The sequence below is a fragment of the Algibacter sp. Ld11 genome, from assembly GCF_045066735.1.
Taxonomy (GTDB): domain Bacteria; phylum Bacteroidota; class Bacteroidia; order Flavobacteriales; family Flavobacteriaceae; genus Algibacter.
On sequence record NZ_JBISHH010000011.1, the window covers coordinates 95857 to 108616 of the forward strand.

The window sequence follows — 12760 nt, forward strand, 5'->3', positions numbered from 1 at the left end:
CTAATCAACTTTTTTTATGAAAAAAATTTAAGGTTAACTACTCCTTAAACTCCATACAAAGAAACAATCTAAATTCGAAAACCTAATGCATCTTTAGATTTGTTTAACATGCTTTGTTGTAATTTTATCTTTTTTTTAAGATAAGAACCGACTAATTGTTAATTTTTTATGAAAAAATCGAATATTTTGCTAAGCTGTATTCTTTTTAGTTTAATTACGTAATCAAATTAGTAGCCGCTTTAAATTTTATCCATCTAGTTTATTTACATTTGTTTAATGAATAAAAGTATCCTATTAATCGCCTATTTACTGTGCTGTTTTATTTCAGAAGCACAAAAAAATGATAGTATCGTTTTTAAAAATGGTATAGATAGCCCAAATCACTTAGCAACACATCATTTTGGAATGTTCAGTTCTAGAATTTCTACCAACTTTAAATTTCAAGCTCCTAAACGTAATACTTTCAGCTTCAACATATCTAACGGAAATACTTTCCATCCTTTTGTGGAAGCTTATTTACCAACAGATTCCGAAACAAGAGCACAACTAAGCCAGTTAAAATGGCATGATCGACCTTTTTATTTTATTGATCAAGAAACCACACCTGCCGACTACATGAATATTGTTGTAGATGCTGTGATAAAAGAATTCCGCGTAAATTTAAGCATACCCCTATCTATACATCATGAATTAAGTATATCGCTTCGCTCTCACCTTATAACAAAGGGCAAATATCCATTTTCACCTTTTACAAGTGATGAAAGTATAGAATGGTTCCACAGCAATATTGCCGGAGGAGAAGATCCATATGGCCGACGCTATTATGGATTAAATAAAGTAGATTTTAAATACACCGATAGAAACGGAAAAGTATTAGAATTTGAGAATAACGATTTTTTTATTGGAGGGATTGAACTTAATCACTTTTATTATCCTGAGTTTTTAATAAACAAAAGCCGTAATATTTTTATAAACTTTGGAAGCCACTTGGGTTTAAATACTTCAAAATATAACTCGGCTATAGACATTGGCGTATCTGCCAATGCTGTTAAACAATTCAAATTAAAAAACAATTACGAGCTCAATATTGCTTTAGGAGCAAACCTTTTACGTAAAAATATAATAGATTTTCAAGATAATGTAGATTTAGGCAATAATCCCTTTATAGCAACAACAGAAAGTACTATTGAAATTACAAAGTATACTAAAAAAGGAAACTACAATGCTTTTAGCATTAACTACCAACTACAATCGCGTTATAACAATAAAGACGAAGCGAGTTACTATAAACTTGTGGGTAAGTGGAAAGAAATAAATGGTGGTTGGCAACATGGTGTGAGCACACTTTACAAAACATTAACTAATTGGAATTTTACCTATACATATGGCAGGCCAAATATGCAATTGGCTTTTTATGTAAAAGAAGATTTTCTTGTAAATAACGCTCCGGATTTTCAAACGGGATTTAACATTAAAATACCCGTGCTCAATTAATAAAAAAGCAGGTTTTTGTTAATTTTAATTAAAATTTCGTTAATTTTCACTCCTTCTGGTTATAATTTTATATAAAATAAATATTTTCACGTTATTAAATACTAACCCACAATAATTTGAAAAAAACTACCAAACTTTTATTGTTGTCTCTAACAACAATAATACTGTCTTGTAATTCTGCAAAAAAGACAGCTGAAGCCGATGCAGCTAAAAAAATCATGCTCGCTAAAAAAGCGAAGGCCGACAAACTTAAAAAACAACAAATTCAGCCTTACAGTAAAATCGTTACAAAAGATGCTAAAACAGATATAGGTTTATTTAAAATCCATACTATAGACGATAAATATTTATATGAAATTCCAGATTCTCTTTTCGATAGAGAAATGCTCATGGTAACCCGTATTGCTAAAACCGCAAGCGGACTTGGCTTTGGCGGCGGAAAAGAAAACACACAAGTATTGCGCTGGCAAGTAAAGGATAAAAAAGTATTGCTACGTGTAGTATCTAATAACGTAGTAGCTGATAAATCGTTACCGATTCACGAGGCCGTTGTAAATTCTAATTTCGAACCTATTTTATATACTTTCCCTATAAAGGCTTTTAGCAAAGACTCTACAGCAACAGTTATCGATGTAACCGATTTATACAAAAAAGATGTAAACTCCTTAGGATTAAGCGTTAGAAATAAAAAAACTTACAAAGTTTCTCGATTAGACGATAGCAAATCTTACATAGAATCTGTAAAAAGTTACCCATTAAATATTGAAGCGCGCCACGTAAAAACATATTACGCTGGTAATCCGCCCTCAAACTCTAGCACAGGTACGATAAGTATTGAAATTAACAACTCCATGATTTTACTACCCAAAACACCAATGAAACGTCGTTACTTCGATAAGCGTGTTGGTTGGTTTACAAGTAGCCAAACCGACTATGGTTTAGAAGCTCAAAAAAGTAAACAACTAACCTATTTAGACCGTTGGAGATTAGAAGTAAAAGATGAAGATTTAGAAAAATTTAAAAATGGCGAACTAGTTGAACCTAAGAAACAAATTATTTACTACATAGATAGAGCAACTCCTGTAAAATGGAGAAAATACATTAAGCAAGGTATCGAAGACTGGCAAATTGCTTTTGAAGCTGCAGGTTTTAAAAATGCTATTATCGCTAAAGACCCACCGAGCGTAGAAGAAGATCCGGAATGGACTCCAGAAGATGCACGCTATTCTGTTGTACGCTACTTGGCTTCACCAATACCTAATGCCAATGGGCCACATGTTAGCGACCCTAGATCTGGTGAAATTTTAGAATCTGATATAAACTGGTATCATAACGTAATGAGTTTAGTAAATGGTTGGTTCTTTACACAAACAGCTGCTGCTAACAAAAATGCTCAAAACTCTGAATTTACAGATGAGGTTATGGGAGAACTAATCCGTTTTGTATCCTCTCACGAAGTTGGCCATACTTTAGGCTTACCGCACAACATGGGAAGCAGTTCGGCTTACAAAGTTGAAGATTTGCGTGACCCAGAATTCACAAAAAAATATGGAACCGCGCCATCTATTATGGATTATGCACGATTCAATTACATTGCACAACCAGAAGATGTTGGAGTTTCACTATTTCCTAATATTGGTATTTATGACAAATACTCGATTGCTTGGGGATATAAACCTATTTTAGACAAAACAGCTGTTGAAGAAAAAGAAACTTTAGACGGTTGGATTATGGCCCACGATGGCGATCCACTTTACAGATTTGGGAAGCAACAAAGAGAAACCATAGATCCTAGCTCGCAAACCGAAGACCTAGGAGACGACGCTATTTTAGCAAGTACTTATGGTATTAAAAATTTAAAACGCGTTGTCCCTAACTTAATTGAATGGACTACTAAAAACACATCGGATTACGAGGATTTAAAAACTATGTATGGCCATGTGTTTTCACAATTCAACCGCTATATGGGGCATGTTGCCAATAACGTTGGTGGTGTTTACGAAAACTATAAAACAGCCGATCAAGAAGGTGCTGTTTACAGCCATGTAAACAAAGCACATCAAAAAAATTGCTTGTTATTTTTAAACAATCAATTATTTGAAACTCCAAAATGGTTAATCTCTCCAGAAATTAATGATAAAATTCAGTCTTCAGGAATTATAGAACGCATTAACGCCGTGCAAGCACGAACGTTAAACAACCTTTTAAGCACCTCTAGAATGCAACGAATGATAGAGAACGAATCGCTTAACGGAAACGACGCATACGCGCTTACAAGCATGATGCGTGACTTAAGAAACGGCGTTTGGAAAGAATTAAACACCGGAAAAAATATAGATACTTACAAGCGTAATTTACAACGTGCACATGTTAACAGATTAGCTTATTTAATGACGAGTACAAGTAACTCGGATATTAAAGCTATTTCTCGTGCCGAACTTACTACTTTAAAAAACCTAGTACGCTCGCGAATTGGTTCTAGAAACGCTATTACAAATATTCACCTTAGAGATATGGTAGAGCAAATTAATGCTATTTTAGACCCTAAATAAAAACGAGTTATTTAATTAACACACCTATAAAAGGCTTCCGCTATGGAAGCCTTTTTTTTGTTAAAAGCTAGTTAAATTCGCAAACCTTTTTAAACCTTTTTGAAATGTAAAAGTCCTAATAGCAAATAAACATTAAAACTTAAAAAGATGAAAAAATTAATAATTATTGCATTAGCTTTTATTGGATTACAAGCAACTGCTCAAAGAAAAGAAGGCGGACCAAGAAATCATGACAGAGGAGAAAAAATGATGAATCTTACTGCAAATGAAATGGCAACGCTACAAACTAAAAAAATGACTTTAGCATTAGATTTAGATCAAGGGCAACAAAACAAAATTTACACTATAAATTTAGACAATGCCACAAAACGCAAAGCTATGATGGATGAACGAAAAGCTAAGAAAGAAGCTGGAACTTCAGAAAAACCGTCAAAAGAAGAACGTTTAAAAATGATGAACGATATGCTTGACCACAAAATTGAGGAAAAAGCTAAAATGAAAAAGATTTTAAACGATGAGCAATACACCGAATGGGTAAAATCTTTAGAGAAAAGAGAGCATAAAAAACGTGGTAATAAAGGCGGCAATAAAAAAGGCCAAAACCACAAAAAAGACTAAAATATTTTGTTAGATTGTTTTTAGTTAATAAGAAAGTGCATTTCAAAATTTTGAAATGCGCTTTTATTTTGCTTTAAATTAGCCTGTATTACCCTAAAACCTTACCTATAAACATATCGACCACCTCGATAACAATAAGAATGATAATAATCCATTCTAACCTGCTACTTTCCTTATGATCCATAATATCTTTAAACAACTCTAGGTTATCTTTTATAATCTCAATTCGATCGTGAATTAATCGGTAACGGTCTTGCAAATCAAAGGTGCGTTTTAAATCCTGATTTAGCCTATTAAGCTGCTCATTTTCCCATGTAATTTCAGGAGAATCGAAAATATATAAATTCTCTGAAATTTTATTTTTGATATTTAAAATCTTTCCTATAAACCGTTTTAGTTTATTTCCCGAAATATCAAGCGTTCCTTTTTCTTCTAAAAACAAAGTATGTTTATTTGTTTCTATAAGAAGCTCTTCTGTTATTTCAGCATATCGATCTAAAGCAACAGATTGCGATGTATTAAGCATTACTAAACGTATCATTTCTTTATCTAGTTTAGGGAGAACAACATGGTTAAAAGTAACCCGTAATGCCTCTGGTTTCACAATTACAGAAACGGACTCAGACAGTTTTTCGGTAAAATAATTAGAACAAAACGGTTTTATTTGCTTCAATGCTTGTTCAATTTCATCGTGCGATAAATTGAAAAAAGACACCATTCCGTATTGAAAGATGTATATAAATTTTTGATCTGAACTTTTATAATAAAGTTCATCGCTATCTTGAAACACTAATTGCCACGGCAACTCTTGTTTACTAGTTTTTAATTGGATAGCACTAGCTACTTGGTAAGCAACTACGCGGTACATGTTATGTTATAAAGTATTTGTTATTTTTAGAGTAGGGAATTTTAAACCCGACAAGTTTTTAACACCTATCAGGTCTAAAAATACTGTATTAAATATTTAATCTATCGGTTTTAAACTTTGAACCCTATATATGGCATCATCTCCATCTGCATCTTCAACAAATGTGATTCTGAATTCTTTATCCACCATAGACTCATCGTTTTTTAAATCGAATTGTTTTAAAACACGCGGATGCACTTCTTCAAAAGCTAGCTCCTCGCCATTTTCAAACCAAAAATTAAAATAACCGTTTTCGAAAGATTTAAAAACAGCTGTTCTCATAATATTAAATTGTGTTAATCGTTATCGTCGTCTTCCAAGCTCGGGTCTTGTACAGCTTCAGGATCATTATCATCAAAATCTTCATAATCATCTTCATCATAATTCTCCATAGTTACTGCCAATTTCGAACTTACTTTTACTAAATATTTTGTATCCTCGGTAGTTACTTCTACCGCTTCTATAATTTCGTTATGTTGATTTTTAAATGAAATAATTTGATCATCATCATAACCATCAGGATATCGTTCTACTAATAAAGCTAATATTTCAGGTGTCAATTTTTTAAAATCAACTATGACACGTTTTAAGTTTTCGTTTCTATTTTTCATGTGTTGGTTTTTATTTTTTTTATTAGGTTTCACATGTACCCTATTTAATGAAATATTATTTTCTTACTTTGGGTAAAATTGTTTTTTTGGTTAAAGCATTGTTTATGCCAAAAGATAAATATAATTATTTATGATTACTTAACACGAATTACATCATAAAAATCTTTTCGTCTATCCTTAAGGTTTTTAACGGCTCCAAAAGAATGCAGTTCTCTCAATAAACTAAGATCTACATCGGCTACTAAAATCATTTCAGTATTGGTTGTAGCTTCAGCTTTTATGCCATTACTTGGAAATGAGAAATCGCATGGCGTAAATACCGCAGATTGCGCATATTGTATATCCATATTATTCACATTTGGCAAATTACCAACACTTCCCGCAATAGCCACATAACACTCATTCTCTACAGCACGTGCTTGCGCACATAAACGCACTCGAGAATATCCGTTTTGCGTATCGGTTAAAAATGGTACAAACAAAATATCCATACCTTCATCTGCCAATAATCTAGACAACTCAGGAAACTCCGAATCGTAACAAATTAAAATGCCTATTTTACCACAATCGGTATTGAAAGTTTTTAATTTATCACCACGTTGCATTCCCCAAACCTTAGCTTCATCGGGTGTTACGTGTATTTTTTCATAACGCTCCAAGCTTCCATCTCTACGACATAAATAACCAACGTTATAAAGTTTATCGCCCACCAATTCTGGCATACTACCAGAAATAATATTGATATTGTATGAAATAGATAGCTGTTGCATTCTATTAACAATCGTTTCTGTAAATTTGGCCAACTCTCTAATAGCATCTGGCTCATGTAAGTGGTTAAACTCAGCCATTAACGGTGCATTAAAAAACTCTGGAAACACAGCGAAATCTGATCGATATGCCGAAACACTATCGATAAAATACTCTACCTGTTGCATTAAATCGTCTAGACCTTTATACGGGCGCATTTGCCACTGTATTAAACCTAAACGCACCACCGTTTTTACACTGCTTGCTTTTTTATTTGGTTTGGTATAAAATATATTATCCCACTCCATTAAAACAGCGTATTCGCTCGATGCAGTGTCGCCTTCTAAATAATTTTTTAAAACCCTTACCGGGTGAAAATCGTTTGATATTTGAAAGTTTAAAACAGGGTCATGAATTTCCTTACGCTTTACTTTTTCAATATACTCCTTAGGCGATAAATCTCTATGCTTATGATAGTTTGGCATACGCCCTCCAAATACAATACTCTTTAAGTTTAATGTTTCGCAAACTTCCTTTCTATAATCGTAAAGTCGTCTACCCAAACGTAAACCTCTATATTCTGGTTTTATAAACACATCAATACCATAAAGCACATCACCTTCGGGATCGTGATTTTTAAAAGATTCTCCCGAAATAATATCGCTATAGGTGTGGTTATCATCAATTTTATCGTAATCGACAATAAGGGATAATGCACAACCCGCAAGATTTCCATCTATTTTAATAACCACCTGTCCTTCTGGAAACATGGTGGTTAATTTTTGAATGTGATCTTTTTTCCAATATGAATCTAGCACACCGCCATAAGACTCTAAAGTTGCTGCTTTTAATTCCTCAAAATCATCAACTGTTAGATACTTTAATTCTATATTTTCTATTTTATTGGTATCCATTTTATTGACCTAAAAGGTAAGCAAAGATTAAAGGTGCAACAATAGTAGCATCGCTTTCAATAATAAATTTAGGCGTATTAATATCTAGTTTACCCCAAGTAATTTTCTCGTTTGGCACAGCTCCAGAATATGAGCCATAACTGGTTGTAGAGTCGCTAATTTGACAAAAATAACTCCAAAACGGTGTATCAGTACGCTCCATATCTTGGTACAACATTGGCACTACGCATATTGGAAAATCTCCAGCGATACCTCCACCTATTTGAAAAAAGCCTATTCCTTTAGATGAATTATCAGTATACCAATCTGCTAAAAACGTCATATATTCAATACCAGATTTTACAGTACTTGCTTTTAATTCTCCTTTTAAAACGTAACTCGCAAAAATATTACCCATAGTACTATCTTCCCAACCTGGGCAAACAATAGGCAAGTTTTTTTCCGCTGCAGCATACATCCACGAATCTTTTAAATCAATTTCATAATACTCTTCTAAAACTCCAGAAAGTAACATTTTGTACATATACTCATGAGGTAAAAAACGCTCGCCATTAGCTTCAGCATCTTTCCAAATTTTCACTATATGCTCTTGTAACCTTCTAAAAGCTTCCTCTTCAGGAATACAAGTATCAGTTACGCGGTTTAAGCCTTTTTCTAATAAAGCCCACTCATCTTCAGGAGTTAAATCACGATAGTTAGGCACACGTTTGTAATGAGAGTGCGCTACTAAATTCATGATATCTTCTTCTAAATTCGCACCAGTACAAGAAATGATTTGTACTTTATCTTGACGAATCATTTCAGCAAAACTCTTGCCTAATTCAGCAGTACTCATAGCACCCGCCAAAGACACTAACATTTTAGCCCCAGAATTTAACTGTGCCTCATATCCCTTTGCAGCATCTACCAAAGCAGCGGCGTTAAAGTGTAAATAATGTTTTTCTATAAATTGCGAAATTGGTCCTTTAGTACTCATCGTTGTCACTGAATTTAGAAGTGTTAGTTTTTTGTTTTGTATTGTCGTAGGCGTTATCATAATCATCACCTGCGTCTTCGTTCATAAATTTATAGCTAAGCATTTTATAATACAATTTAGCAGCTAAAAAGTCTGACGATTTTTCTTTTTTATTTGGGCAAAGTTCCACAATATCGAAACCTACCACATTTTTCTCTTCGAACACTTGCTTTAAAAAATCTAGTGTTTCGTACCATAATAATCCACCTGGTTCTGGCGTACCTGTACTTGGCATAATCGAAGGATCAAAAGCATCTAGATCAAACGTAATGAATACATTATCCGTCATTTGATCGATTGCAGAATCCATCCAAGTATCATCCACAGCCATATCGTGTGCAAAATAAGTTTTCTCTTCGTCCATTACAGTTTTCTCCATAACGTCCATAGAACGAATACCTACTTGTATCAAGTTGGTTGTTTGGCTTGCCTCGTAAACAGCGCAGGCGTGGTTACATGTAGAACCATCGTATTCCTTACGTAAATCGGCGTGCGCATCAATATGCAAAACTGTTAAGCTCGGGTACATCTCATTAAATGCACGAATAGTACCTATAGAAATAGAATGTTCGCCTCCAAAAATGGTGACAAACTTATTTCTCTTAATATATTTTTTTGTCGCTTTATGCACGGCTTCTACCATAGCTTCAGGCGATTCGTTTTCGGTTACAGCATCGGCCAAATACACACCCTGGCGGTAAACTTCCGTCGCAGTTTCTATATCGTAAAGCTCCATATTTTCCGAAGCATCTAAAAACGCCTTAGGGCCTTTATCTGCTCCTTTTTGCCATGTACTTGTACCATCATAAGGCACAGGTATTAAAACAATTTTTGCAGTTTCCTTTTTTGCAAACTCTTCTGCAATGCCAGCGTAGGTATTATTGCTCATAACCTAAAATTTTAAGTAAGTCTTCACTTTTTTGTTGTTCACTAAATATTTTTTTTGTGATGTTTCCATCTTCATCTCTATCTATTAAAATATGCTTTGGCGACGGAATTAAACAGTGTTGTAAACCTCCAAAACCACCAATAGTTTCTTGGTAAGCACCTGTATTAAAGAAGCCAATATATAAAGGTTTATCTTTATCGTATTTTGGCAGATAAATGGCATTCATGTGCTGTTCACTGTTATAATAATCATCACTATCGCAAGTTAAACCACCAAGTAAAACACGCTCGTAACTATCGTTCCAGCGGTTTAAAGGCAACATCACAAAACGCTTATTAATAGCCCAAGTATCAGGTAATGTTGTAATGAAAGATGAATTAATCATGTTCCATTTTTCACGATCGTTTTGTTGCTTTTGATATAAAACCTCGTAAATAGCTCCACCACTTTCGCCTACAGTAAAGCTACCAAATTCGGTAAAAATATTTGGTACATCTACACCTTCTTCATCACAAACAATTTTAATTTGGTTTACAATTTCTTCAACCATATAAGCATAGTCATAATCAAAAACCAAAGAGTTTTTAATAGGGAAACCTCCACCAATATTTAAACTATCTAAGCTCGGACAAATCTTTTTCAAGTTTGTATAAACGCGTAAACATTTAGTAAGCTCGTTCCAGTAATATGCATTATCACGAATACCTGTATTAATAAAAAAGTGAAGCATTTTTAAATTCACTTTTTCATTATTCTGAATTTGAGATTTATAAAAAGGCACAATATTTTTATACCCAATGCCTAAACGTGAGGTATAAAATTCAAATTTTGGCTCTTCTTCCGAAGCTATTCTAATACCAACATTAAATTCACCATTAATTTCATTAGAAAGCAACTCTATTTCCTCGTAGTTATCAATTATAGGAATAGCGTTCTTATGTCCGTTATTAATTAATCGAGCAATATTAGTTACATATTGTGCACGTTTAAAACCATTGCTAATTACAAACGTATCGTCTGTAATTTTACCTTCTTTTTTTAGGTTTTCAACAATATCAATATCAAAAGCCGATGAGGTTTCAATATGTATATCATTCTTTAAAGCTTCGTTTAAAACATGTTTAAAATGCGAGCTTTTTGTGCAATAGCAGTAATTGTATTTACCTTTATAATCGTTTTTCTCAATAGCATCAGCAAACCACTTTTTTGCACGATTAATATTGTTGGAAATTTGTGGCAAATACGTAAACTTTAATGGTACTCCGTAAGTCTCTACGAGCTCCATAAGGTCTACTCCATGAAATTGCAATGTTTTGTTTTCTAATGTAAATTCCTCTTGTGGGAAATCATAAGTCTGATTGATTAAATCAATATATTTTGTATTCAATGTATTTATTTTAAGAAAGTTAAAGATATAAATTGTAGATTAACTACACGTTAAGTCAATAAAAATAAATAAATCAGATTTGAATTTCCGGTTGAGTAGTAGGCACAAAGCCGTACTTATACTGGATAGCATATATGGCAGATACGGAAGTTAGCTTTAAAATTCGGTCGCTTAATCGGTAAGCAGCTTTTGAAAATGACTTCCTAATGTCCAAAAGCCCGAACACAGAAACAGAGTTCAATTCGTTCAGCTAATAATAGTGCAAATGAAATACAAAAAAATGAAATACAAACTTTTTTTTAATTTATTTTTAAAATATTTTTTTGACGTTACCTAAAGGTCGGGCTTTCCGCTATATCTTTTTGTAAAACAATACCTTAAACCAACTTATAGATCATCTATTTAACCTTGTTAAAGGTTCTAAAAATAGTGTTTTTCAACCAAAAAGGATGCCGCATCAATCCCTAACGCAAGATAAATCTGCTAAAAAACTATTAATCCAAACTTTTTGTTATTTACGAAAATTCAAATAAGAAATGAAAATATCAGTTTATAAAAACAAAAGCGTCGACATTTAATTAGAGTTTCATAAACTATAATTCAAATGTCGACGCTAAAAACTTATAATATATTGCTTTGTAAAGCTTACAGCATTTTTAAAGTATTCAACTCTTGTTCAGTTAAATGTTTCCAGCTTCCGCGAGGAATATCTTTTTTTGTTAAATGCCCAATAGCAACACAATCTAAACTTACAATCTCATATTTTATGTAATCGAAAATACTACGAATAATAGTGTTTCCAGTATTTTTAATTTTAAGGCCAATTTCTTTTTTAGAGGCATTGTCTATATAGCTAATTTCTTCTACTTCAATAAGCTTTCCTTCTATTTTAAAACCAGCTTGTATCTTTTTTAAATCTTCTAATTTTAAATTCTTATCCAATTCAATATGAAATAAACGCGGCACACCATGTTTTGAATTCGTGAACTTAGCCACTATAGCATCGTCATTAGTAAACAATAATAAACCCTTGGAATTTCTACCTAAACGTCCAATAGGCTTAATACGTGAACTCGTTGAATTCGCAACCAAATCCATTACCGTTCTACCTTTACCTTCACTAGTTGTTGTAGCAAAACCTTTAGGTTTATTTAATAAAACATAAGCTTTTTTCTCTGGGTTTATACGTGCTCCGTCGTAACGAACTTCGTCTGCAACTTTTACCTTATACCCCATTTCGGTAATAACTTTACCGTTCACGGTTACTAAACCAATAGCGATATGATCATCGGCTTCACGACGAGAACATATACCAGAGTTAGCAATGTATTTGTTTAGTCTAATTTCATCAGGGTTACTCGTCCTTTTAGGTGCAGGATTCCCTTTTTTAATAGGTGCATTTCCTCTAGAAAAACTTTTACTTTTTCCGCCTTCTCCTCCTCTTGCAACGCCTTTTTTAGCTTCGCCTTGATTACCTCTACCCGATGGTTTCCCTTTTCCGCTTGTTCCTTGACTTCTGTTCATGACTAATAATTTTCTGCAAAGATATATTTAAAATTATGATTGACGATTTAAGTTTTACTTTTTGTTTTCCGTAAACAACACGAAAGCACTTAATAGCAATGT

At 33.2% G+C, this 12760-nt stretch carries 11 protein-coding genes; 3 read left to right on the top strand and 8 right to left on the bottom strand.

The genetic code is table 11. From position 1 onward, the window contains the following. Nucleotides 1-276: 276 nt before the first annotated feature. The 3 genes from ACJJV4_RS05815 (at nucleotide 277) to ACJJV4_RS05825 (ending at nucleotide 4664) form a co-directional block, all read left to right on the top strand. Complete coding sequence (locus tag ACJJV4_RS05815) at nucleotides 277-1494, top strand: hypothetical protein (RefSeq protein ID WP_405292521.1); 1218 nt, start codon at nucleotides 277-279, stop codon at nucleotides 1492-1494. 116 nt (nucleotides 1495-1610) lie between these two features. Beyond that, on the top strand, nucleotides 1611-4046 hold the full coding sequence (locus tag ACJJV4_RS05820) for a zinc-dependent metalloprotease (RefSeq protein WP_405292522.1): 2436 nt from the start codon (nucleotides 1611-1613) through the stop codon (nucleotides 4044-4046). A gap of 147 nt (nucleotides 4047-4193) precedes the next feature. After that, nucleotides 4194-4664 (top strand): hypothetical protein, encoded by a 471-nt coding sequence (locus ACJJV4_RS05825; protein WP_405292523.1) that lies wholly within the window; start codon nucleotides 4194-4196, stop codon nucleotides 4662-4664. 88 nt (nucleotides 4665-4752) lie between these two features. Here the strand turns inward: ACJJV4_RS05825 and ACJJV4_RS05830 are convergent, their stop codons facing one another. The 8 genes from ACJJV4_RS05830 to ACJJV4_RS05865 all read right to left on the bottom strand — a co-directional run bounded on the left by ACJJV4_RS05830 (nucleotide 4753) and on the right by ACJJV4_RS05865 (nucleotide 12658). After that, nucleotides 4753-5532, bottom strand: coding sequence for an RMD1 family protein (locus tag ACJJV4_RS05830; RefSeq protein WP_405292524.1), 780 nt, complete (start codon nucleotides 5530-5532; stop codon nucleotides 4753-4755). Nucleotides 5533-5628: 96 nt separating this feature from the next. Next, nucleotides 5629-5853 carry a hypothetical protein gene (locus ACJJV4_RS05835; protein WP_159019204.1) on the bottom strand — a complete coding sequence of 75 codons (225 nt, stop codon included), beginning with the start codon at nucleotides 5851-5853 and terminating at the stop codon, nucleotides 5629-5631. A gap of 14 nt (nucleotides 5854-5867) precedes the next feature. Then, on the bottom strand, nucleotides 5868-6182 hold the full coding sequence (locus tag ACJJV4_RS05840; protein WP_042497143.1) for a hypothetical protein: 315 nt from the start codon (nucleotides 6180-6182) through the stop codon (nucleotides 5868-5870). A gap of 134 nt (nucleotides 6183-6316) precedes the next feature. Beyond that, nucleotides 6317-7843 (bottom strand): bifunctional GNAT family N-acetyltransferase/carbon-nitrogen hydrolase family protein, encoded by a 1527-nt coding sequence (locus ACJJV4_RS05845; RefSeq protein ID WP_405292525.1) that lies wholly within the window; start codon nucleotides 7841-7843, stop codon nucleotides 6317-6319. Between the two features lies 1 nt (nucleotide 7844). Beyond that, complete coding sequence (locus tag ACJJV4_RS05850; protein WP_133969035.1) at nucleotides 7845-8819, bottom strand: deoxyhypusine synthase family protein; 975 nt, start codon at nucleotides 8817-8819, stop codon at nucleotides 7845-7847. Then, the gene (gene speB, locus ACJJV4_RS05855; RefSeq protein ID WP_405292526.1) at nucleotides 8809-9747 is read right to left on the bottom strand and encodes an agmatinase; all 939 of its coding nucleotides are present in this window, start codon (nucleotides 9745-9747) and stop codon (nucleotides 8809-8811) included. The genes ACJJV4_RS05850 and speB overlap by 11 nt, the downstream gene beginning before the upstream one ends. Then, nucleotides 9737-11134 (bottom strand): arginine decarboxylase, encoded by a 1398-nt coding sequence (locus ACJJV4_RS05860; protein ID WP_405292527.1) that lies wholly within the window; start codon nucleotides 11132-11134, stop codon nucleotides 9737-9739. The genes speB and ACJJV4_RS05860 overlap by 11 nt, the downstream gene beginning before the upstream one ends. Nucleotides 11135-11779: 645 nt before the next feature. Then, nucleotides 11780-12658, bottom strand: a complete 879-nt coding sequence (locus ACJJV4_RS05865; protein ID WP_405292528.1) for a pseudouridine synthase — start codon at nucleotides 12656-12658, stop codon at nucleotides 11780-11782. Between the last annotated feature and the right edge of the window lie 102 nt (nucleotides 12659-12760).